Origin of the sequence: Streptomyces cadmiisoli (genome assembly GCF_003261055.1) — a bacterium.
Lineage (GTDB): Bacteria > Actinomycetota > Actinomycetes > Streptomycetales > Streptomycetaceae > Streptomyces > Streptomyces cadmiisoli.
In genome coordinates this window covers 8,363,111-8,384,539 of the sequence record NZ_CP030073.1, presented here as the reverse complement: position 1 = coordinate 8,384,539, position 21,429 = coordinate 8,363,111, and the positions used below count along the sequence as shown (strand labels likewise).

Sequence of the window (21,429 nt, the reverse complement as noted above, 5' to 3'; positions counted from 1 at the left end):
GAGGGCGGGCCGGAGCCCCGTCATCAGCCCCTGCCGCTCGCCGGGAAGCGGGCACAACACCCGGAACTTCACGGCAGGTTGATCACTGGATTTACCGGGAACGCTCTCTCAGCGGAACTCGTGGACCACCTCGATCTTGCCGACGATGTGAGCGTTGAACTCCTCCAGTTCCTCGGCCGGCACCCACAACTCGAGGATCGTCTCTCCGCCCGCCTGTCGAATCGGATACCGGCGCAGGAAGTCGGAGTCGACTTCGAACCGGGTGACGAAGCCGGCGCCGTCATGCTTGACGTTCCAGTCCCGCGCGATCTTGACGGCGTAGTCCTCATTGAGAACGGGGTAGAAGATCGGCTGCTCGGGAAGCCTCGGCGGCCAGGCACGCCAGTCCAGCTCGCCCACCAACTCCAGTTCCTTGGGGCCGGTGGGACGCCACAGTGTCGTCGTCGCTTGCTGGCTGATCACGGGTACCACTCTCTCGACTCCTACTCGAAGGGACTCGACAGCGTCCCCGTTCCGCCCTTCAATCCGATCCCGGCGAGATCCAGCCGTACAGGCTGTCAGGAAATTCTTGGTCGCGGGTGTCGGCGATGAGTTCGGCGAGTGTGAAGACGGTCTCGTCCGTGAACATCCGATTGTGGCAGCGCAGCAGGTAGCTGCGCTCTGATATGCGGTAGACCTGTCGCCTCTGGCGCCGGCGTCCTGATGCGGTGTGGGCATGGCCGTACTCGTCGATGATCCGCAGCATCGCGGAATGGGCCTCGGCCTCGCTCCCCTCCAGTTCGCGGTAGACGCCGAAGGTAAAGGATTCCGCCTGGCCCGCATCGCGGATGACGGCCCATCGAGGCATGGTGCTCTCCTGTTCCCGCAACGGTGAGTGCGAATCCGACCGCCGACGCGCCCTCTGTCGCACCGACTTGGCCCGGATACCGAGCCGAACGGGCACGGTTCAAGGAGGGAGCGTATCGGGGGCAAAGCGCTGCCACGTCGTTACGTGCGGCCCGCCGGATACGCATCGTTCAGTAGCGAAATTTTCACGTTCTGTAGCCGCAGTTCCGCCGCGGCTCCGCGCGGCGTCGCCCGAGACGGCCACGGCCGGATGAAGTGTCGCTGCGGGCCCGGGGCGCAGGCCGCGCTGCCGTCGATGCGCCTCATGAGATGCGGTTCCTGTCGTGCGCGGCCGCCGCCGAACGGGGCTCGCACGGCGATCCGGATCCCGCGGCCAATCCCTTGCACCCCACTTGTTCGTTTTCAGAAAAATGTGGGTAAGGGCTGAAGCAAGCCTCGGGCCGCTGCCCGCTCACCCGCCCATTCCAGAGGTACCAGCCATGAGGTCATGGGCCCTGCCACACCGGTCCCGCTCGGTCGGCGCAGCGCGCGACCTGGCACGCTCAGCCGTGGAGGAATGGGGGCTTCCCGCCGACGCGGCGGATCACGTTCTCCTCGTAGTCTCCGAACTGGTGACCAACGCCGTGGAGCACGCCACGCCCCCCGTCGTGCTCCACCTCGACCTGCTCGGGGACGGAGTCATGCACATCCGTGTCGACGACGGCGGGCGGTCTGCCGAAGAGGGTGAGTGGACCTCCAGTTGCGCGCCGGACGAGCACGGCCGCGGACAGCACATACTCGATGTCCTCACACTCGACCACGGCACCCACGACTGCCGACACGGCGCGACACACTGGGCCCGCGTTCCCGCGGCCGTCCAGCAGTGCACGTGACGGGCCCGGCGGTACCGGCGGCCGAACGGCGGTGTCCGCCCGGATCCGGACCACGGCGTCCTGCCGGCGGAACGTTCGCCGAGCCCTGTCAGTGCCGGCTGCCATGCTCTGCCCCATGAACAAAGAGGAGTTCTGGGAGCTCATCGCGGCTGCCCGCAGCCAGGCGTCCGACCCGCACGAAGGCGAATCGGTCGCCCGCGAGACGACCTCATTGCTGGCCGCCCGACCGGCCGAGGAGATCGTCGCCGCCCGGCAGGTGCTGTGGGACCTGATGGCCCACTCCTACACGAAGCCGCTGTGGGCCGCCGCGTACCTCATCAACGGCGGATGCTCCGACGACGGCTTCGACTACTTCCGCGGTTGGCTGATCGCACAGGGCCGTGAGGTCTTCGAGCGCGTCGTCGCCGATCCCGATGCCCTCGCGGACCTGCCCGTCGTGCAGGCTTCGGCGGCCGACGGGCGGGATCTGGAAGGTGAGGAGTTGCTGAGCATCGCCTGGGACGCGCACACCATGGCGACCGGTGAGGAGCTCCCTGCCGACGCATTCACCATTCGATATCCAGAGCTGGACCCTGCCTGGGACTTCAACTTCGACGACCATGCCGAGATGACCCGCCGGCTACCGCGCCTGGCCGCCCTCTACCCGTGATCGACAGCGACCGGGATGGAGAGCGGAGACCGGTCGTCAGCGGGCTAGCGTGACGCCGCCGGTTCAAAGCCTTCGCGCGCGACGACGGGAGCACGCGCCTGCCGCCGTAGCGTCTGTGATCGGGTCGGCCGTGCCGGGCGTCTCGCCCCCGGTGATTGCGGACACCACCGCGCCCGCGTCGCTCGCGCGGAAAGCGCCGACCCGCGTCAGTCGCTCCGGGCCCCGCCGTCGACGACGCGATATCCCCGCACCTGCGGCGCTCCGCGCGGAACGCTCTCGGGCCACAGGCAGTCCAGTACCGCGGCGGAAGGAGGAAAGAGTGCCGACGGCACGGCAGAGCGCGGGAACCATTCCCAGCGCAGGATCTTGTCCGGTTCGGTCACCTCGGGTGCTCCCACCGCCCCCTCGGTGACCGCTGCCGCAGTCACCCTCGTCAGCCCGTTGATGCCGTCGACCAGGACCGCCAGGACCCGCACCGCCGCCGCGGGCACCGCGAGTCCGGTCTCCTCCGCCAGTTCCCGCGCCGCGGCCGTCTCGAAGTCCTCCCCGGCGTCGACCTTGCCGCCCGGAAGTTCCCAGCGGGCATCGTGGCCGAGACCGAGCAGGACCCGGCCGTCGGGATCGAGAACGGCGAGGCCGACGCCGGTGAGGCTGTGCGATGCGGGACGGACGCGCTCGGGGCGCTCCGCACCTGGTTCATTCGTGTTCACCCGGCCATTCCACCTCACACTCACCACGTAGTTCCATCGACGGCCGGGACGGGTGGCCGGGCCTCGACGGCGGTCGCGCAAGGCCCGGCCCGGCCCGGCAGACTGCGGCTCCGGCTCCGGCTCCGGCTCCGGCGAAGAATGCGGACCGAAGGCCTTGCCGACCGCCAGAACCACCGCGTCCCGTCCCTGCCGAGCGCGATTACGCCGCACCAGGAGTCCGCCGCCGTGAGAGGCCCTCCTCTCACTCCCGTAGACCCGCTATCTCCACAGCCCGGCGGCGCAGGACGAGCGCCGCCGGGACGACGGACGAGACCACGGCAACCACCGCGCAGGCAGCGACGGTCACACCGATCGCGATCCAGGGCAGCTCGATCGTGGTCCACACCGACAGCACGCCCAGCGCGCCCCACACACCCGCCAGATTGAGGCCGGTGACCAACAGCCCGAGCAGGGCGCCCACCGCGACCACCATCAATGCCTCCGCGCCGACCAGCCGCAGCACCTGCCACCTGGTGGCCCCGGCGAGGCGCAGCACGGCCAGCTCGCGCACGCGGTCGGAGGTCGCCATGATCATGGTGTTGGCCAGCGAGATGCCCGTGTAGAGGAGGGCGATGCCCAGGACGAGCACGAAGCCGAGCCAGGTCGTCCGGTCACGGTCCGGGTAAGTGGCCTCGACCCACTGGGCCTTGGTGCGCACCTGCCCGCCCGAGTCCCGCACCGCGTCGCGCAGTCCGACGGCCACGGCCCCCGCGTCGGCACCGTCGGCAAGGGTGACGTCGGCGCGGTCGACAAGCGCGCCGGGGGCGTTGCGCGGAGTGACGTAGACACCATTGTCCCCGGTGCCGGTGGTCATCACCGCGGCGATCCGCAGCGTCTTCTCCGTGCCGTCGCCGAGCCACACCTGGACCCGCTGACCCACGGTGTGCCGCTGCCACTCGCTGTTGACGATGATCGATCCGTCGTCGAGGTCGCTCACCTCTCCGACGGCGAGAGGCAGACGTGTGGTGGCCGCGAGCGGGCCGGCCTCAGCCGCACGGGCTCGGGACTTGATGAGCGCGACGCCGTCCTCCAGGACGTAGACGGCGCTGGAGGAAGTGGCCGACACCTTCGCACCGGGCACCTCGCGCAGTCCGGTGAGTGTCGCCGCGTCGAAGTCCGTCCCGCTTGCCGGAGTGACGACGAAGTCGGCGGCGGTCTGCTCGCGGGTCTCGGTGGCCTTCGCCTCGTCCAGCGTGGCGGTGGAGCCGAGCAGCGAGCCCGCGAGGGCTACCGTGACCAGGACGGGTGCCGCGATCGCCGCGGTGCGACGGACCCCGGCGGCCGCGTTCTCGCGCACCAGCATGCCCCCAGCTCCGGGCAGTTGGGCCGGCAACCAGGCCAGCAGCCGGGCCAGCGGTCGCACCACGACGGGTGCCAGCAGGGCGAAGGCGGTGATCAGCAGCATCGGTCGGCTCACGTAGGTCTTGCGGTGCAACAGTTCTCCCGGGTCGCCGGCCAAGGCCAGGCCGAGCGTGACCGCGGCCGACAGCAGCAGTGCCGTGCCGCACAGTCGGCGCGGCCACGTCATCGTCCCGATGTCCACGGACGCCTCGCGCAGTGCTTGGGCGGGGCCCGTCCGACCGGCCCGCCAGGAGGCGGCGGCGACGCACAGGGCGACGAGCAGACCGGTCCAGAACGCCATGTGGTACGGCCAGGTGTGGTCGCCGATCGTGAACCAGCTCGGCGCGAGTCCGCCGTCGACCACCCGATCGGCCAGCCGCGGTGCGCCGTAGGAGCCGAGCAGGCAGCCGGTGGCGGAGGCGAGCACGCCGACCACGAGTGCCTCGGCGAACACCATGCGGCGGATCTGGCCCGTGGTGGCCCCGGCGGTGCGCAGCAGCCCGAACTCCCGGCCCCGCTGGGCGACCGCGAAGGTGAAGGTGGATGCCACCACGAAGACCGATACGAAGGCTGAAACGCCGCCGGCCGTGCCGAACATGGCGTTCATGGCGGTGATGGCCTCGCTGTCACGTTCGGGGTCGGCATCGGCGTAGCGGCGCGCGTCACCGGTGAGGACGTGGACACCGTCGCTGCCTCGCACCGCTTCGCGCACGGCCGCCGCGTCCGCGTCGACGGCCAGCTGGACGCTGATCGGCGACAGTCGAGCGGCCCGGGCATCGGTGTAGAAGACCGCGTTCTCGAAGCCCCGGTCGGCGACCGTGCCGACGACCCGTACGCTGCCACGGCCGGTCGGAACGCGCGCGCCGGGCTTCACCCAGTCGCCGCTCACGACGACCTCGTCGGCGGCCTTCGGCGCACGCCCCGCAGTGATCTCGTACGGGGCGAAGGCCGCGGTGGACCAGGGGTGGCCCACCAGGTCGTCCGGTCCGTTCGCGACCCGCACCGGGAACGTCCGGTCCGCGACGACGGCACCGAGTTCCTCGAGCTTCGCGACGGTCCCGGCGGGCACGGCTCGGGGGTGCGCCAGCTTCTGGGTGCGTTGGCCTGCAGGGGTGGGCACCCGCAGGGTGTGCGCGCCCTGGACGAGCACCGGCGCGGCGGCGAACCGCTCGGGCCGTCGGTCGGGCGCGTCGAGGGAGGAGGCGAGGGCCAGCCCCATCACGGCGAGCAGCGCGACGCCGAGCGAGAGTGCCACGAAGCCGCCGACGAAGGTGACCCAGCGGGTGCGCAGTGTGCCCAGGACAAGACTCAGCACGGCACGGCCTCCAGCTTGGTGAGGCGTGCCGCGATGTCGTCGGCGCCGGCCCCGATCAGCTCGCCGTTGACGCGCCCGTCGAAGAGGAAGACCACGCGGTCGGCGCTGGAGGCGGCGACCGGGTCGTGGGTGACCATGATGATCGTCTGGCCCTCGCGGTCGGCCATGCCGCGCAGCAGGGCCAGCACCTGTCGGCCGGTCCGCGAGTCCAGGGCACCGGTCGGCTCGTCGCCGAACAGCACCTCGGGGCGGGTGATCAGGGCACGGGCCAGGGCGACGCGCTGCTGCTGGCCGCCGGACATCTCGCTCGGCCGGTGCCGCGCCCGATTGCCGAGACCGACCTGCCCCAGCACCTCCCGTACACGGGCCTTGGAGGGACGGCGACCGGCGAGTCTCAGCGGCAGTGCCACGTTCTGCTCGGCCGTCAGGGACGGAAGCAGGTTGAAGGCCTGGAAGACGAAGCCGATGCGCTCCCGGCGCAGCAGGGTCAGCTGGGTCTCGCTCAGTCTCGTCATCTCGGTCCCGCCCATCGCGACCGAGCCGGAAGTGGGCCGGTCGAGACCTGCCGCGCACTGCAGCAGGGTCGACTTGCCCGATCCGGACGGCCCCATGACGGCGGTGAACGTGCCCTTGGGGAAGGCGAGCGAGACCTCGTCGAGCGCGGTCACGGCGTTGTCGCCCGAGCCGAACCGTCTGCTGACGGAGCGCAACTCGATGGCGGTGTCGGTCATTTGTCCCCACTTGATCGGTGTCGGTCCTCCCGCTCAGCAGGCGGGGGGAGTTGTCGGGAACGGCGTCCGAGCGCCGGTGCTCGGCCGCCGGGGCGTATGGGCAGGCAGGCGGCAGGTGTCCGCCGGCAGCGGGTTGCGCGGCGCGGAGGACGGGCTCGGTCCGCGGGTGCCACGACCTGCCCGACGATGACGAGCGCGGGCTCTCGGACAGCGCTGCTGGCCGAGGACCACTGCTTCTTTCGTCTCTTCGGTGCCTCCACGAAACCGTGCGGGGGTCCCTCGGCGCAGTGCGGCAGGACCGAGACTCGGGGTAGGGCCAGGCCTACCCCCGGTCCGCCCTCTGGCCCGATGGTGCCGCCGCCACCGGGGCTTCTACGGTGATTCCCATGCACCCCGTGAATGTGTGGCAGGCCATGTCCCGCCCCGGCTTCCTGGTGTCGGCGTGGCCGTGGCGCTCGGTCGCCTACCTGCTCACCGGCGCGGTGACCGGCTGTGTCGCGCTGGTGGGAATCGTGACGGCGGCAGCCGTCGGCGGCCTCCTGGCGATCGTGCTGGTGGGAGTGCCGTTGCTCGTGCTCACAGCGCTTGCCGGCATCCCGTTGGCCCGGCTGGAGCGGCTCAGGCTGCGGCTGGTCGACCTGGAACCGGCTCCCGGCCGCCACGCCGCGCCCTCCGCCACGGGTCTGCGGCCCTGGTTGACGACCCGGCTCCGCGCACCGGCAACCTGGCGCGAACTCGGATACGCCCTGCTGTTCGCCGTCCTGCTGTGGCCGGTGGACGCCCTCGCGATCACGGTCGCGCTGCTCTTTCCGCTGTCCATGGTGGCGTCTCCGCTGCTCATGGCCACGGTCGGCGACGGCATGGAGACGAAGGTGCTCAAGCAGTGGACGATCACCACCTGGCCGATGGCCTTCGGTGTGGCGGCGCTCGGACTCGTCCTGCTGGCTCTCTGCGCCTACGTCCTGGGGGTCGTGGCCGGCGCACGGGCCGAGCTGACCCGGCTGCTGATCGCCCCGCGCGACGCTGACCTGGGCGCCGAGCTGGTTGAACTCACCCGCTCCCGCGCGCGGTTGGTGGACGCCTTCGAAGCGGAGCGGCGGCGCATCGAACGCGACCTGCACGACGGCGCCCAGCAGCGCCTCGTCGCCCTGACGATGACGCTCGGCCTGGCCCGCCTGGACGCGCCGCCCGGCCCTCTCGCCGACCAGCTCGCCACCGCACACGACCAGGCGGGCAGAGCACTCGCCGAGCTGCGCGAACTCATTCACGGCATTCACCCCAAGGTGCTCGCCGACTACGGTCTGGAGGCCGCCGTCGCCGATGCCGCGGACCGGTCCCCGGTCCCCGTCGAGGTCACCCTCGAACTGCCGGGACGCCTGTCTCAGTCCGTCGAGGCCGCCGCGTACTTCGTGGTCTGCGAGGCGCTCGCCAACATCGCCAAGCACAGCGGCGCGGGCCGCGCCGAGGTCAGCGGCGGCCACCGCGACGGCCGGCTGTTCCTGGCCGTGCGCGACGACGGCCGAGGGGGCGCGGATGCCGCCGCCGGGTCGGGACTCACCGGTCTCGCGGACCGGGTGTCGGTCCTCGATGGCAGACTCTCTCTGTCCAGTCCGGCGGGCGGACCGACCCTGTTGAGTGTGGAGTTTCCTTGCGATCCCTGCGAACCGACCGATCGCTGCGCGTAGTGCTGGCGGAGGACGGTGTCCTGCTGCGGGAGGGACTCGTCGGCCTGCTCCACCGCTGCGGCCACGAGGTCGTCGCGGCCGTCGGAGACGCCGAGGCGCTGGTCGCCGCGGTCGAGAAGCACAGCCCCGACATCGTCGTGACGGATGTCCGTATGCCTCCCGGATTCCAGGACGAGGGCCTGCGCGCGGCGGTACGTCTGCGGGAGCGGACCCCCACACTGCCCGTTCTGGTCCTCAGCCAGTACGTGCAGCGGGCGTACGCCTCCGATCTGCTGGACTCCGGCGACGGATCGGGGGTCGGCTATCTGCTCAAGGACCGGGTCGGGCAGGTGGAAGAGTTCGTGGACGCCCTGTGCGAGGTCGCGGCCGGCGGCACGGTCGTCGACCCGGAAGTCGTACGCCAGCTGTTGCGTCGCCGCCGTGACCCCTTGGAGCGGCTCACCCCGCGCGAGCGCGAAGTCCTCGCCCTGATCGCGGAAGGCCGGTCGAACGCGGCTGTCGCACGCGAACTCGTCGTCTCCGAAGCGGCTGTGGGCAAGCACATCAGCGGCATCCTCTCCAAGCTGGACCTGCCGCCGGCGGAAGAGACGCACCGCAGGGTCCTGGCGGTGCTGGCCTATCTGCGGGCGTGAGCCGGCCTGTCCCTCCACCCGCACGGTCACCGGATGCCGGCCGCCAACGACGGCACCGCACCGCCCCGCACCCGCACCCGCACCCGCACCCGCACCCGCACGGAACTAAGGCATCACCCGGCACAGCGTGTCCAGCGCACCCGCCCACGCGCTGTCCGACGGAGCCGCGAAGTTGACCACGAGGGCGTCCTGCTCGGGCATCTCCCCGTCGAGGACCGTCGGCCGGTGATGGAACTCGGCGAGACCGCCGACCTCCAGGCCGTGCCGGGCCGCTTCCTGGACGACCGAGCGCTCGGTTCCGTGCGGGAGTTCCACCACCGCTTGCAGCCCGGCCGCGATGCCGGCCACGCGGACCCGCGGCGCTCGCCGCGCCAGTGCGGCGACCAGTTCGTCGCGCCGGCGCCGGTAACGCAGCCGCATGGAGCGCACATGACGGTCGTACGCGCCGGATGCCATGAACTCGGCGAGCGTCAACTGTTCCAGCACACTCGACATGTAGTCCCCGTAGCCCTTGGCCGCGACGACCGGCGCGATCAGTTCCGCGGGCAGCACCATCCAGCCGAGCCGCACACCGGGCGCCAGCGACTTGCTCACCGAGCCGAAGTACACCACGCGGTCGGGGTCGAGGCCCTGCAGCGCTCCCACCGGCTGCCGGTCGTAGCGGAATTCCCCGTCGTAGTCGTCCTCCAGGATCAGCCCGCCGGTGGCTCGCGCCCATTCGACGGCCTCCACGCGGCGGTCCGGGCGCAGGGCGACTCCTGTGGGGTACTGGTGCGCGGGGGTCAGGAGGACCGCGCCGCTCTCCCGGTGCTGCGTCAGTTCGCCGGTGCGGGCGCCGTGTTCGTCGACGGGGACGGCCGGCGTGTGCAGACCGGCGCCGCTCAGCAGGTCACGGTAGAGATCGAGGCCGTAGGCCTCCACGGTCACGGCGTGTACCTTGCGCTCCTTGAGCACCTGCGCCATCAGGGCGAGACCGTGATGGAACCCGGCGCAGACGACGATCCGCTCCGGTTCGGTCCGGACACCGCGTGCGCGTGCCAGATAGTCCGCGAGGACCGTGCGCAGTTCTTCCCGGCCGAGCCCGTCTCCGTAGCCGAGGGCGTCGTTCGGCGCCATGGTCAGAGCGCGGCGGGCGGCGGTGAGCCACTTCGCCCGAGGAAAGTTCGCCAGGTCCGGCGCGCCCGGCCGCATCCGGTAGAGGGGCCGCTGGGCTGCCGCCTTCGGACGGGCCGCGGGTGCGGCACGGCCCAGTGGGGTTCGCTCGGCCACGCGGGTTCCCGATCCCTGCCGGGCCGTGAGCCATCCCTCGGCGACGAGTTCGGCGTAGGCGTCGGTCACGGTGTTCCGGGAGATGCCGAGGTCGGCAGCGAGGCTGCGGGAGGCCGGCAATCGGATGCCGGGGGCCAGTCGCCCGGTTCGCACCGCCTCCCGCAGCGCGTCGCTGAGCCCTGTGCGCAGGCCGGGGCCGCGTAGCTCGAGGTGGAGGTCCGTGCCCGACACGGAAGGCTGCGCATCCTCAGAATTGGTCTGGGATTCCTTCATGGAAATGGACCATACTCCAGGTCCACTGCGTACGTAGCGTTGCAGTCATGAACACGAACGACGCACCCGAAAGCCTTGAGATCCTGCCCGAGCACACACCCCGGATGGACTGGACGAAGCTCGCCCCGGAAGCCTTCAAGGCCATGATCCGCCTGGACACGGCGGCCCGGCAGGGCCTCGACCCCGCGTTGCTCGACCTGGTCAAGATCCGCGCCTCGCAGATCAACCGCTGCGCGTTCTGCCTGGACATGCACAGCAGGGACGCTCTGGCGGCCGGTGAGCGCGCCGAACGGATCATCCAGCTCGACGCGTGGCGCGAGTCGAAGCACTTCTACACGGCCAGGGAGATCGCGGCGATCGAGCTGACCGAGGCGATCACGGTCCTCACCGACGGATTCGTCCCCGACGAGGTCTATGCGAGGGCCGCCGCCCGGTTCGACGAGGGCGAGCTCGCCCGGCTCATCGTCGCGATCGTCACGATCAACGCCTGGAACCGGTTCGGTGTGTCCACCCGCCTCGTCCCGGGCCACCACACCCCCGCCAGCTGACACCGCCGGGGCGGCGGAACCCGGGATCTCCGGGGCCCGCCGACCGGCAGCATCCCCGGTCGGACCCGCGTCGGACCGGGCGAGTACTAGGAGTTCCCCGTGCGTATCGGCCTCTCGTCCGCCCGCCGTGCCTGCCTGGCGCGCGCCGCCGACGAGTTCGTTCTAACCGCGGTCCTGCTGTTCGTGGCGGTCACGGTCGTCCGGTGGGTACGCGACCCGGCCTCGGTTCTGTACGTGGACGACATCGGTGCCGCGCTCGCCGTCATCGGCGCGATCAGCGGGGCCGTCCTCAGCGCGCTGATCATCAGCCCGCCCGGTCGGCGCAGCGGGGGCCACATGAATCCCGCAGTGACGGTCGCCCTGTGGCTCATGGACGCCTTCCCCGGGCGGAGTGTGCTGCCCTACGTACTGGCTCAACTGGCGGGTTCCGCGGCGGGGACCGGGCTCGGGCGCCTGGTCTGGGGGCCCGCGGTCTCCCTCCCGACGGTGGACTACGCGGTGATCGTGCCGGCGTCGACATGGCAACAGGTGTCGGTCTTCGCGGCCGAGGCGGGCAGCATGGCGATCATCATGGTCGCCGTGGGGTTCACCATGGTTCGTGCCCGTGTCGCACGCCTCGTGCCCTATGTCATCGGGCTGGCCGTCGCTCTCGTGATCGCTCTGCTGGGCCCCCGCAGCGGCGGTTCGGCCAATCCGGCCCGCCAGTTCGGCCCCGCCGCCCTCACCGGGCAGACCACTGATCTCTGGATCTACCTGATCGCGCCGGTCCTGGGCGCGGCTCTGGGAGCGGCGCTGCATCACCTCCTCGACCGGCGCCGCACGTCAGCACATCACGCAGCACATCACGCAGCACATGACGTGAGCCTGCCGGACAGCGGGCAGGCACTGCTCGGCGGCGATGCCGCAGTCGTACTGAGGACTCCCCTGCCCCCTCGGAGCGGGACGTCCGACCGAACGAAGGAGTGATCACCATGCGGATTCTGATCGCGGGCGCCACCGGGGCGGTGGGCCGGCTGCTCGTCCCGATGCTGCTCGACCAGGGACACGACGTGACAGGACTCTCCCGTACCCCTGCCGGTGCCGAACGCGTGCGCCGTCAGGGCGCGACAGCGGTGGAGGCGGACGCGTTCGACGCGGAAGGTCTGCGACACGTGCTGGCGCAGGCGGCTCCCGACGCCGTCATCCACCAGTTGACCGCCCTGTCCGACGCGGACGGGGAAACGACCAACCGGCTGCGCCGGGAAGGCACACGCAACCTGGTCGACGCGGCCAGGGACGCCGGCACGAAGAGGATCGTCGTCCAGTCGATCGCCTGGGCGTACGCGCCCGGAGACGGTCCGGCGGACGAATCCGTCCCGCTGGACACCGGCGCCCCGCAGCCGCGAGGAGCAGTGGTGGAGGGCATCCGCGCACTGGAAGAGACCGCGGCCGACGTCGAGACCGCAGTGTCGCTGCGCTACGGCATCCTCTACGGCCCCGGCACCTGGTACGCCCCGGGAGGCGCCGTCGCCGCAGCGCTGGCGGGCGACCCGACCGCGCGCCTGCTGGCGTATCTGGAGGCCGACCGGTCCACCACGTCCTTCGTGCACGTGGCCGACGCGGCGAGCGCGGCCGTCGCGGCGCTCGACTGGCCCTCCGGCCCGGTCAACATCGTCGACGACGAGCCGGCGCAGGGCCGCCAGTGGCTGCCCGTGCTGGCCGAGGCTCTCGGCGTGCCCAGGCCCGCGCTCACGGAGGGAAGGCAGGACTGGGCACGCGGAGCGAGCAATACCCTGGCCAGGTCCCGGGGGTGGCAGCCCGGGCACACCACGTGGCGCACGGGTTTCGCGGCTCAAGACACCTGATCGCCGCGTGTGTTGTTCCCGGTCCGATGACGAAACCGGCGGACGAGGCGCCGCAACCGGCCGGGAGGCCGGGCCTCGCCCGCATCCGAACCTCCACGGCCAGCCGCGCATCCGGAAGCCGGCAGGTCAGTCCCGGTCGCTGCCGGCGGGCGGCGGATTCTCCACGCGGGAGAGCCAGGTGGTCAGCAGCGTTTCGAGCGCCGCTGCGTCGGCGGGGGCCAGCAGGTCCAGCAGTCGGCGCTCGTTGCGCATGTGGTCGCTGAACGCCCGGTCGATCAGTTCGCGTCCGGGGTGGGTGAGGGCGACGATCCGGCCGCGCTGGTCGTCGTCGGAACGGCGGCGGGTGACGAGTCCGGCCCGCTCCAGTCGGTCGATCCTCTTCGTCATCGCGCCGGTGGTGACCATGGTGTGCGCGGCGAGCTCGCCGGGTGCCCGTTCGAAGGGTTCACCGGCGCGGCGCAGTGCGCACAGGACGTCGAACTCCCCCTCGCTCAGGCCGTATTGCCCGTAGACGAGACAGAGCTCCTCGGTGAGCCGGCCGGCCAGGCGGTGCAGCCGGCCGATCACGCCTTGCGGGGAGACGTCGACGTCAGGCCGTTCGCGGCGCCAGTCGGCCTGGATGCCGGACACACGGTCCAGCGATTGCGGGTCGTCCATGGACCCCATGATAGCTTCCCGGGAAGCTATATTGTCTTCCGTGGAAGCTGATATGCGTTGGGTGTCGCTGACCGCGGTCGCACCGGTTGCCTGGGGAACCAACTACTTCGTCACCCATGAGTTCCTTCCGGCGGACAGCCCGCTGTACGGGTCCGCGCTGCGGGCACTGCCCGCCGGCCTCGTACTGCTGGCCTTGTGCCGGCGCCTGCCGCGCGGCGCCTGGTGGTGGCGGTCCGCGGCGCTCGGGCTGCTGAACGTGGGGGTGTTCTTCGTCCTTGTCTACGCCGCCTCCCAACTGCTTCCCACGAGCCTCGCCTCGACCGTCATGGCACTGTCCCCATTGGCGATGATGCTGATCGCCTGGGCCCTGGTGTCCGAGCGGCCCGGTGTCGCACATCTGGCCGGCGCCGCGATCGGCCTCGGCGGGGTCTGCCTCATGCTGCTCACGGGCGTCGAAGGAGTGAGCGTGCCCGGGGTGCTCGCCTCGGTCGCGGCCATGCTGGTCTCGTCGTTCGGTCACATCCTGACGAAGCGGTGGAGCGCCGGTACCGATGTGCTCGCCTGCACCGCCTGGCAGCTCACCGCGGGGGGCCTGTTCCTGCTGCCCGCCGCCGCGGTCGTGGAGGGTTCGCCGCCCGCGCTGTCAGCGTCGGCGCTGCTCGCGTTCGGCTACGCCGCTCTGGTCGCCACCGCGCTGGCCTTCGCGGCCTGGTTCGCCGGACTGCGGCGCCTGCCCTCGGGGACCGTGGGCCTGATCGGCCTGCTCAACCCCGTCACCGGAGTACTGCTCGGCACGGTGATCGCCAAGGAGGTGCTGACAGCCCAACAACTGTGCGGACTCGTACTCGTCCTGGCCGGCGTCCTCCTCGGTGGACCCGCACGCGCGGGCCGGCGCGGCAGCCGTCGGACGACTTCCCAGCCGGCATCCGGCGAGACTCCCCCGCGATCCGAGGAAGATCCCGCGCGATCCGGCGATGGCGCCGCGCGCGGGCCCTCCGTCCGCGAACCGTCATGAAGACCCGCCACGGCCCGCGGTGGCGGCGCGTCATCTGTCGTAGGCCAGCCGCGCCCGGCGCGGCACCTCACCGAACTTGCCCGCGTGGAAGTCGGCGAAGGCCTGCCTGATCTCGGACCGGTGATTCATCACGAAGGGTCCGCCGAAGGCGACGGGTTCGCCGATCGGTGTACCGCTGTAGATCATGAGCCGCGTCTTGCCGTCACCGCTCGGAGTCACGAAGGACAGCGCGCTGTCGCCCTCGGCGTCCGGCACAGGGTCGGACCAGGCGGTGTGCCCCGTGACGAGATTCCGGCCCGACGCGGCCACCCGGCCCGAGACGACGTGCACGAAGGCGCGGTGTTCGGCGGGGAGCTTGTAGGCGAAGGTCGTCGAGGGCTCCAGGCTCACCATCACGGCCTGCACGGCCACATGATTGAGCGCCGGGCCGGTGACTCCCTCGACGGTGCCCGAGATGATGTCGAGTTCGACCCCGGGAAGGACCACCCGCGGACGGGACGAGGCGATCAAGTCCTGGTACCGGTTTCGGGTGAGCTTGCGGTCGGCAGGCAGGTTGATCCACAGCTGCATGATGTGGGCGTGCTCGTCGCGGTAGGCCAGTTCACGGTGGATGATGCCGCGACCGGCCGTCATCCACTGCACATCCCCGGGCTGGAGCGCGCCGGCATTGCCGGCGCTGTCGCCGTGCTCGAGCACTCCACCGAACACGGTGGTCACCGTTTCGATACCGCGGTGCGGATGCCACTCGAAGCCAGGAGTGGAGAACCACTCCTCACCGAGGACGAGGAACGGGTCGGTCAGCGCCGGATCCTGCGGAGTGAAGATCATCGCCCGGTCGTCGGACTGCTCGCTGGGGCCGAGCATCAGCTTGGACTCGACCCGAGCCACCGTGCGGCCATGACTGACGAGCGGTGCGCCCATGACGCGCCGTCCTTCCTGGTCGCGAGCTCGCGACCTTGTTGACACGACAAACTGCGGACACTGCGCCGACGCATCCGCCGGCAGCCGCGGCTGGTCGACGCCCGCCGACAACAACGTCAACCGTGGAGATTATCTGTATCACAGATGATTTTTTCAGCATAGCTATTCGCTCACGCGGCTGCATCGACACCCCACCCCGCCCCGAAGATCAACCGGTGCCGCACGCCAGGAACACCGCCGGTCCGCGGGCGCACCCGCCGGCCGTCCCCTGTAGCGATCTTGGCGATATGTGACACCACTAACACTAACTTGAGGCATCCCTCAGGTTACATTCGAATCACCTAAGTCGAGGGTGCTCTCGACTTCCAGTGGCGCCGGCGAGAGCCGCCCACTGCGTCGTGTCCGGGCGCTGCGCCCGGACATCAACCAATCGAGAAGGACGTCATGCAGTCAGAAACAAGCGATTTCGTCGTTGTGGGGGCCGGGACCGCGGGCTCGGTGGTGGTGCGCCGGCTCATGGACGCGGGGCACACGGTCACGGTGATCGAGGCGGGCCCGAGCGACACACGCGAGGACATCTCCCTGCCGTACCCCGCACCCACCCTGTTCGGGAGTGAGGTCGACTGGGCCGTGAACACCGAGCCGCAGCCGGGCGCCAACGACCGCGTCATGTACCAGCCGAGGGGCAAGACACTCGGCGGCTCGTCAGCCATCAACGGGCTCTGGTACACACGGGGCGACGAGGCCGATTACGACGCCTGGGCGGCCGGGGGAGCCAGCGGCTGGGCGTGGCGCGACGTCGAACCGTACTTCCGCAAGCTGGAGTCCTACGACGGTGCCCCGGACGGCACCCGAGGCCACGACGGACCCGTCCACATCCGGCGCCACCCCGCCCCCGATCCCCTGGTCAGCGCGTTTCTCGACGCCGCCGTGCAGAGTGGGCATCCCCGCAACGAGGACTACAACTCGGGAGACAGCCGCGGCGCGAGTGCCGGCCAGCACACCATCCACAACGGCCGACGCGTGTCGGCCTGGCGCGCCTACGTGGCCCCGGTGGGCGACTCGCCACACCTTCGCGTCGTCACGGACGCGCTGGTCGCGAAGGTCCTGGTGGAAAACGGACGGGCGACCGGTGTCGAGTACATACGCGACGGTGAGCGCCGCGTCGTGCGTGCCACACGCGAAGTCGTGCTCTCCGCGGGCAGCTACAACACCCCGCAGTTGCTGATGCTTTCCGGCATCGGCCCCGGTGAACACCTGCGGGAGCACGGGATCCCGGTCGTCGTCGACCTGCCGGGTGTCGGCCAGAACCTGCGCGACCACCTCAAGGCCGAAGTGGTCTGGGAGACCACGAAACCCGTGCCGGAGCCCGGAGCAAGCGGTATCGAGGCGCAGATCGTCGCCGACGGCGCGCCGCACGCGCCCGTCCAGCCGGACTGGCAGGCACTCTTCGTTTCGACAGCCGTCTCCACCTTGACGGAGAGTGCTCCTGAACACGGCTTCACGGCGCTCGCACTGCTGCTGCATCCGCACGGCCACGGCCAGCTGCGCCTGCGCTCCGCCGACCCGACGGACGCTCCGGTCGTCGACCCGGGAGTCCTGTCCGATCCCCGCGACCTGGAGTCACTGGTCGACCAGATCGAGGCGCTGCGAGCCGTGGGCAGGCAGCCCGCGCTGGCCGAGTGGGTGGCCTCCGAGGTCTATCCCGGCCCGGCCCGTACGAGCCGAGAGGATCTGCGCGCCTATGTGCGCCAAGTGGTCGACAGCCAGCACCAAGTCGGTACGGCCCGGATCGGCACCGACGAGGCGGCCGTCGTCGACCCGCGCCTGCGGGTGCGCGGCGTCGCCGGACTGCGAGTCGCCGACGCCTCGGTCATGCCGCTGCCTCCCGCGGGCAACACTGCGGGTGCGGTCATGATGATCGGTGAGCGGGCCGCGGACCTGATCCTCGAACAGCACAGCTGACCTCAGGGTCATCACGGGTACGCGGACCTCGGCCAAGAGACCCGCGTACCCGAAGGCCCTGCCGTGCTGCTTCCCGGCCTCGTTTCCCGGCTCCTTTTCCCGGCTCCCTTTCCCGGCTGCTCGCGGCCCCTCGCCCTTCGCGTCGGGCCCCCGCGGCCGCGTCGAGACGATGACATTCGGTGGCGTCTAGAATCACCTCAGTCATCCTCGACTTCTTGCAAAGGCCGCCACATGCAGGTAAGCGAACCCACCAAGAACTCAGGACGGCCCCTGCGGCGGGACGCCCGGCGCAATCGCGACGCCATCACCAAGGCGGCAGCCGACTCCTTCGCCCGCCAAGGAATCGATGCGCCACTGGACGGCATCGCCAAGGCCGCAGGAGTCGCGATCGGCACCCTCTACAGCCACTTCCCGAGCCGAGCCGACCTCGTCGAGGTCGTGTTCGCCGAGAAACTCGACGCCTGGCTCGCGGCAGCGGAACAGGCGGCAGCAGCGGACGACCCGTGGGAGGGCTTCGCCGGATACCTGGAGGCGATCTGCGAACTCCAGGCCGACGACCGCGGTCTGAGTGACATCGCCTCGATGCAGACCAGCCTGGCCGACCGCATCGACACCCACCTGACCCAGACCCGGGATCTGGCGCGCGTGATCGTGCAGCGCGCACAGGAACAGGGCAGCCTACGAGCCGACGTCTCGCCCGACGACATGGTCTTCGTCATCTGGGCTCACAACCGCATCACCGCGGCCACGAGAAATGTCGCACCCGACGCCTGGCGCCGTCACCTCGCCCTGATGCTCGACGCCTTTCGCGCTGAACGCTCCCACCCCTTGCCCGTGCCACCGATGACATCGGACCAAGTACGCCGGGCAATGACCCGGCCCGGCGAAGGGGAAGCCGGGTAGCGGACAGTTCGTCGCCCGCTCGCCGAGATGCCCGGTGTGCGCGACGACCGTACGCCGATGTGAGCTGTTTCGGCCACGGACATCGGCCGGTAGGGGATGATGAGCGACTGTGCCGCGTGATCACGTGACCGGGCATGCATCACTTGCCCCAGCCGAGCGGGCCGGCCGCGTGGGAACGTGCGCGCGGGCCGGCCTGTTCGCCGTGCTCGGAACGGTGCTCGCCACCTTCGGCCACTACGCGGTCGCCGAGAGTACCGTGCCTTGGAGGCTGGCGGGCGGGGTCGCCGCCGCCCAGTTCGCGGTGATCTGGCCGCTGGCGCGCCGCCGCTACACGCCGGTCGCCACGGTGGCGCTCACCCTGAGCACGCAGGGTGTTCTCCACCTCGTACTGTCCGCCGCGGACGGCGATCCCCGCGCTCCGCTGGCGGGGCACATCATCCACGCCGGGCACAGCGACCACGTGGACGGGCACTCCTGGCATCACGCGGGGGCGGCCATGACCACGGCGCACGTGGTGGCGGCACTGATCGTGGCCTGGCTGCTGCACCGGGCCGACGCACGGATGTCAGCAGCGCTGAGCACGCTCGGCACTCTCACCCGGGCGGCCGTGGCTGCCCTGGCCCAGGTACTGCCCAGAGCGGTCCGCGACACCGGACCGTCGGTCTTCGCGCTGCCCGGCCACGGGCCCGCGCGCGCACGCGCGACCGCGCAGTCAGGAGATGACGCGCTGGAGTACACGGTGGTGCGCAGGGGTCCACCGCGTACAGAGGTTCTCCGGTCTCTCACCGGCCCCTGACCTCCGCGGGGCCGGAACCACCTGTATCAGCAAGGAGTTCCCTGTGCCCCTGACTACGCAACCTCCGGCACGTACCGGCCTCCGCGTCGCGCTCTCCGCCGCCGTCGCGCTGACCGCCACCCTCGCCCTGGCCGCACCCGCTGCCGCTCACGCGGGAGTAGAGGCCGACACCCCACAGGCTCTGGCCGAGAACGTCACCCTCACGTTCGTCTCCGAGGCCGAATCCGCCGAGGCCGGCTTCACCGAACTGCGCATTGTGCTGCCCGAGGGCATCACTCCAGCCGACGTGACGCTCGACGAAGCCCCGAAGGGATGGAAGCTGAAGGCCACCGGCGACGGATACAGCATCGGCGGCCCCGCCCTGAAGGTCGGCGTCGACGCCGAGCACAAGATCAAGGTTCGTCAGCTGCCGGACGCAAAGGAAATCGCCTTCAAGACCGTCGAGACCTACAGCGACGGCGAAGTATCCCGCTGGATCGAACTGCCCACCGACGCGGGCGGGAGCGAACAGCCCGCGCCTGTTCTGAAGTTGCGGGCCGCCGCCCCCGGAGCGACCCCGGTCAGTCCGACGCCCAGCCCCAGCCCCACCGAGAGCGCAACACCCACCCCGACGCCGACGGCCACCGAGTCCGACGTCGCGGCCACGGACTCCGACACCGACGCCGCGGAAGCAGAGGACGACACTTCGACGGGACTGGTCATCGGCGTGATCGTCGTTGCCCTGCTCGCCGTCGCCGGCGGTGCGTGGTGGCTGGTGAAGCGGCGCTCAGCCGCCTCGCAGGACTGACTGTCTCGGCTGTGCGTGTGGGGTGGAGCGGCTGCCACCCCACACACCGGTCTCGGCCGGGCGGCCACAGCGCCAGCGACACAGCAGTGAGCGCACGGTCCTGACAGGACGCAACGCAACGGGCGGGAAGCAGCTCCAGGCGGCGAACGGGCGGCAGCGCGGTCCTTACGACGCGCTCGACCCCGGCGTCGGACCGATGCCCCTCAGCCGTTGGATGGTGCCCCCGAGCTTGGTCCGGAACTCTTCGAGCATCTCCGGTTGTTTCGCGCTGACGATCCAGCGCGAGCCGACCAGGTACTTGCCCCCGTAGACGGCTGCGGAGTCCAGCCAAGTCTGCTTGTACTTCTCCTCGGGGAAGGTCGTGATGAGGTAGTCGATCTTCTCCGTATGGCACAGGCCTTGGCGCAGTTCCTCCGCGTCGATGCGGATCTGGGGCTTGCAACCCGTCAGGTTGGCGATCACTTCGACCTTGGCCGGAGCCACCACACCAGCCTGGGGAGCAGCGGAACTCCCCGACGGCTTGCGCCCCGCGGAGTCACCGTCCGTGCCCTCGCCGCAAGCCGTCGCCAGAGGCAGGAGGGCAAGGCTTGCGGCAACGGCGGTGCCACGTATGCGCCGGGCTGCGGACGGAGTTCGGGCGGTGCGTCCTCGGGTGGGCTGGTGGGGTAGCTCGGGGTGCTGTGGCACGTACCTTCTCCGTGTCCGGGCTGTTCCCGCCCGCGTCGGCGGCGGGGGTGCACCGAGGGGTACGGATGAACGACAGCGACTGTTCAGCCGTACTCCCGGAGAGGCTCGGAACCGCCGCCGTACGGCGGAATGCCGACCCCCACGTGAGGTCCCGTACCTCGGGCGGAGGCGGCGAGGGCGCGGTCCGCCGTCGGCGGGGTGTTCGCCTCTACGACATGCTCGAACCTTCGGCCGCGCCCGACCACCCGACCGCGCAGGAGCCCGGCACTGTACGGGAAGCCGCTCCGGACACAGCCGAAATGCCGCCGGGGCCGGCCACAGGCGCTGGCCCGCGGCCTGGCCACGCGATGGGACCGGTGCTCCTCCCGCCTCCCTCGTCCGGCCCGGAGCCACAGCTGCGCAGCTCAAGGCGCTCGCTGCGGTGGCCGCAGTGCTCGTGGTCGGCAGCGCGGTGGTCCACCCCTTCAAGGTGGGCACCGGCGGACGACGGCCCGATACGGGTGGGCCCAACAGTGCACAACCCTGGTCAGCTTGAGGGCTGGTCAGACTCTGCACCGGTGGCCGGGCCGGGCGACACCCCCATGCTCATTGCTGCTCCGCGGACGGATGACGGTGCCCGCGGGTTCGTGGCGCCCTGCTTCCGCAGTGATGTCAGCCAGAAGGTGGGCGATGGAGCTCCCGGCTCTCACACCGCCGCCGGGTTGCGGACAGTCCCGTACCCACGCCGCAGCCGACGGGGCGTGCGGCCGATCGTGTCGAAAAGGGGGCTCGCTCCAGCCTGCGGTGGACACCCCTGGTGAAGGGCCGGGCCTCGTCGGGTGCCCGAGGGCGAGCGGCTGGGGAGCGGCCAGGGCGGGCCGGAAGCCTGGCGCGGCGGCCACGTCAGGTCCCTCTCCGCCAGGCCCTGCGCCAAGCGGCGCATGGCTTGCGCGCGGCCGGGGCAG

At 70.8% G+C, this 21,429-nt stretch carries 21 protein-coding genes; 12 read left to right on the top strand and 9 right to left on the bottom strand.

Annotated features, from left to right (window positions below; genetic code table 11):
• Positions 1-108: 108 nt before the first annotated feature.
• The gene (locus DN051_RS36855; RefSeq protein ID WP_053756061.1) at positions 109-462 is read right to left on the bottom strand and encodes a hypothetical protein; all 354 of its coding nucleotides are present in this window, start codon (positions 460-462) and stop codon (positions 109-111) included.
• Between the two features lie 58 nt (positions 463-520).
• Positions 521-847, bottom strand: coding sequence for a hypothetical protein (locus tag DN051_RS36850; RefSeq protein ID WP_053755900.1), 327 nt, complete (start codon positions 845-847; stop codon positions 521-523).
• A gap of 478 nt (positions 848-1,325) precedes the next feature.
• Here DN051_RS36850 and DN051_RS36845 point away from each other — a divergent pair, with 478 nt between their 5' ends.
• Both DN051_RS36845 and DN051_RS36840 read left to right on the top strand, forming a co-directional pair.
• Entirely contained in the window at positions 1,326-1,718 is a 393-nt protein-coding gene (locus DN051_RS36845; protein ID WP_063797187.1) for an ATP-binding protein, read from the top strand.
• A gap of 115 nt (positions 1,719-1,833) precedes the next feature.
• Complete coding sequence (locus DN051_RS36840; RefSeq protein ID WP_112442715.1) at positions 1,834-2,367, top strand: DUF4240 domain-containing protein; 534 nt, start codon at positions 1,834-1,836, stop codon at positions 2,365-2,367.
• A 206-nt stretch (positions 2,368-2,573) separates the two neighbouring features.
• On the opposite strand, the gene DN051_RS36835 is transcribed toward DN051_RS36840, so the two are convergent.
• The 3 genes from DN051_RS36835 to DN051_RS36825 all read right to left on the bottom strand — a co-directional run bounded on the left by DN051_RS36835 (position 2,574) and on the right by DN051_RS36825 (position 6,503).
• Positions 2,574-3,077, bottom strand: a complete 504-nt coding sequence (locus DN051_RS36835; RefSeq protein ID WP_112441069.1) for a nucleotide triphosphate diphosphatase NUDT15 — start codon at positions 3,075-3,077, stop codon at positions 2,574-2,576.
• A 241-nt stretch (positions 3,078-3,318) separates the two neighbouring features.
• On the bottom strand, positions 3,319-5,772 hold the full coding sequence (locus tag DN051_RS36830) for an ABC transporter permease (RefSeq protein WP_112441067.1): 2,454 nt from the start codon (positions 5,770-5,772) through the stop codon (positions 3,319-3,321).
• Positions 5,766-6,503, bottom strand: a complete 738-nt coding sequence (locus DN051_RS36825) for an ABC transporter ATP-binding protein (RefSeq protein WP_112441065.1) — start codon at positions 6,501-6,503, stop codon at positions 5,766-5,768. Before DN051_RS36825 ends, DN051_RS36830 begins: the two co-directional genes overlap by 7 nt.
• A gap of 413 nt (positions 6,504-6,916) precedes the next feature.
• On the opposite strand from DN051_RS36825, the gene DN051_RS36820 reads away from it, so the two are divergent.
• Positions 6,917-8,188 carry a sensor histidine kinase gene (locus DN051_RS36820; RefSeq protein ID WP_112442713.1) on the top strand — a complete coding sequence of 424 codons (1,272 nt, stop codon included), beginning with the start codon at positions 6,917-6,919 and terminating at the stop codon, positions 8,186-8,188.
• Positions 8,161-8,820 (top strand): response regulator, encoded by a 660-nt coding sequence (locus DN051_RS36815; RefSeq protein ID WP_281289068.1) that lies wholly within the window; start codon positions 8,161-8,163, stop codon positions 8,818-8,820. Before DN051_RS36820 ends, DN051_RS36815 begins: the two co-directional genes overlap by 28 nt.
• A gap of 105 nt (positions 8,821-8,925) precedes the next feature.
• Here the strand turns inward: DN051_RS36815 and pdxR are convergent, their stop codons facing one another.
• Positions 8,926-10,362, bottom strand: coding sequence for a MocR-like pyridoxine biosynthesis transcription factor PdxR (gene pdxR / locus DN051_RS36810; protein WP_112441063.1), 1,437 nt, complete (start codon positions 10,360-10,362; stop codon positions 8,926-8,928).
• Between the two features lie 47 nt (positions 10,363-10,409).
• Between pdxR and DN051_RS36805 the strand changes: the two genes are divergently transcribed.
• From DN051_RS36805 to DN051_RS36795, 3 genes are all read left to right on the top strand, one after another.
• Positions 10,410-10,910, top strand: coding sequence for a carboxymuconolactone decarboxylase family protein (locus DN051_RS36805; RefSeq protein ID WP_112441061.1), 501 nt, complete (start codon positions 10,410-10,412; stop codon positions 10,908-10,910).
• Positions 10,911-11,009: 99 nt separating this feature from the next.
• The gene (locus DN051_RS36800) at positions 11,010-11,876 is read left to right on the top strand and encodes an MIP/aquaporin family protein (RefSeq protein ID WP_063797188.1); all 867 of its coding nucleotides are present in this window, start codon (positions 11,010-11,012) and stop codon (positions 11,874-11,876) included.
• Positions 11,877-11,881: 5 nt separating this feature from the next.
• A complete protein-coding gene (locus DN051_RS36795) occupies positions 11,882-12,754 on the top strand; it encodes an NAD-dependent epimerase/dehydratase family protein (protein ID WP_112442711.1) in 873 nt (290 codons plus the stop codon).
• A 126-nt stretch (positions 12,755-12,880) separates the two neighbouring features.
• On the opposite strand, the gene DN051_RS36790 is transcribed toward DN051_RS36795, so the two are convergent.
• Entirely contained in the window at positions 12,881-13,420 is a 540-nt protein-coding gene (locus tag DN051_RS36790; protein WP_381283528.1) for a MarR family winged helix-turn-helix transcriptional regulator, read from the bottom strand.
• A gap of 43 nt (positions 13,421-13,463) precedes the next feature.
• Between DN051_RS36790 and DN051_RS36785 the strand changes: the two genes are divergently transcribed.
• Positions 13,464-14,426, top strand: coding sequence for an EamA family transporter (locus DN051_RS36785; protein ID WP_112441059.1), 963 nt, complete (start codon positions 13,464-13,466; stop codon positions 14,424-14,426).
• A 30-nt stretch (positions 14,427-14,456) separates the two neighbouring features.
• On the opposite strand, the gene DN051_RS36780 is transcribed toward DN051_RS36785, so the two are convergent.
• On the bottom strand, positions 14,457-15,347 hold the full coding sequence (locus DN051_RS36780) for a pirin family protein (RefSeq protein WP_112441058.1): 891 nt from the start codon (positions 15,345-15,347) through the stop codon (positions 14,457-14,459).
• 444 nt (positions 15,348-15,791) lie between these two features.
• On the opposite strand from DN051_RS36780, the gene DN051_RS36775 reads away from it, so the two are divergent.
• From DN051_RS36775 to DN051_RS36760, 4 genes are all read left to right on the top strand, one after another.
• On the top strand, positions 15,792-17,312 hold the full coding sequence (locus DN051_RS36775; RefSeq protein ID WP_112441056.1) for a GMC family oxidoreductase: 1,521 nt from the start codon (positions 15,792-15,794) through the stop codon (positions 17,310-17,312).
• 231 nt (positions 17,313-17,543) lie between these two features.
• Positions 17,544-18,215 carry a TetR/AcrR family transcriptional regulator gene (locus tag DN051_RS36770; RefSeq protein ID WP_053755911.1) on the top strand — a complete coding sequence of 224 codons (672 nt, stop codon included), beginning with the start codon at positions 17,544-17,546 and terminating at the stop codon, positions 18,213-18,215.
• Positions 18,216-18,384: 169 nt separating this feature from the next.
• Complete coding sequence (locus DN051_RS36765; protein WP_112441054.1) at positions 18,385-19,011, top strand: hypothetical protein; 627 nt, start codon at positions 18,385-18,387, stop codon at positions 19,009-19,011.
• Between the two features lie 43 nt (positions 19,012-19,054).
• Entirely contained in the window at positions 19,055-19,798 is a 744-nt protein-coding gene (locus tag DN051_RS36760; RefSeq protein ID WP_234388563.1) for a DUF1775 domain-containing protein, read from the top strand.
• Between the two features lie 165 nt (positions 19,799-19,963).
• On the opposite strand, the gene DN051_RS36755 is transcribed toward DN051_RS36760, so the two are convergent.
• The gene (locus DN051_RS36755) at positions 19,964-20,281 is read right to left on the bottom strand and encodes a hypothetical protein (protein ID WP_420709073.1); all 318 of its coding nucleotides are present in this window, start codon (positions 20,279-20,281) and stop codon (positions 19,964-19,966) included.
• Between the last annotated feature and the right edge of the window lie 1,148 nt (positions 20,282-21,429).

Coding starts and splice junctions, on each gene's coding strand:
- DN051_RS36850 (WP_053755900.1), bottom strand. CDS start 847: ATGCCTCGATGGGCCGTCATCCGCGATGCGGGCCAGGCGGAATCCTTT.
- DN051_RS36845 (WP_063797187.1), top strand. CDS start 1,326: ATGAGGTCATGGGCCCTGCCACACCGGTCCCGCTCGGTCGGCGCAGCG.
- DN051_RS36840 (WP_112442715.1), top strand. CDS start 1,834: ATGAACAAAGAGGAGTTCTGGGAGCTCATCGCGGCTGCCCGCAGCCAG.
- DN051_RS36825 (WP_112441065.1), bottom strand. CDS start 6,503: ATGACCGACACCGCCATCGAGTTGCGCTCCGTCAGCAGACGGTTCGGC.
- DN051_RS36820 (WP_112442713.1), top strand. CDS start 6,917: ATGTCCCGCCCCGGCTTCCTGGTGTCGGCGTGGCCGTGGCGCTCGGTC.
- pdxR (WP_112441063.1), bottom strand. CDS start 10,362: ATGAAGGAATCCCAGACCAATTCTGAGGATGCGCAGCCTTCCGTGTCG.
- DN051_RS36805 (WP_112441061.1), top strand. CDS start 10,410: ATGAACACGAACGACGCACCCGAAAGCCTTGAGATCCTGCCCGAGCAC.
- DN051_RS36795 (WP_112442711.1), top strand. CDS start 11,882: ATGCGGATTCTGATCGCGGGCGCCACCGGGGCGGTGGGCCGGCTGCTC.
- DN051_RS36790 (WP_381283528.1), bottom strand. CDS start 13,420: ATGGGGTCCATGGACGACCCGCAATCGCTGGACCGTGTGTCCGGCATC.
- DN051_RS36785 (WP_112441059.1), top strand. CDS start 13,464: ATGCGTTGGGTGTCGCTGACCGCGGTCGCACCGGTTGCCTGGGGAACC.
- DN051_RS36780 (WP_112441058.1), bottom strand. CDS start 15,347: ATGGGCGCACCGCTCGTCAGTCATGGCCGCACGGTGGCTCGGGTCGAG.
- DN051_RS36775 (WP_112441056.1), top strand. CDS start 15,792: ATGCAGTCAGAAACAAGCGATTTCGTCGTTGTGGGGGCCGGGACCGCG.
- DN051_RS36770 (WP_053755911.1), top strand. CDS start 17,544: ATGCAGGTAAGCGAACCCACCAAGAACTCAGGACGGCCCCTGCGGCGG.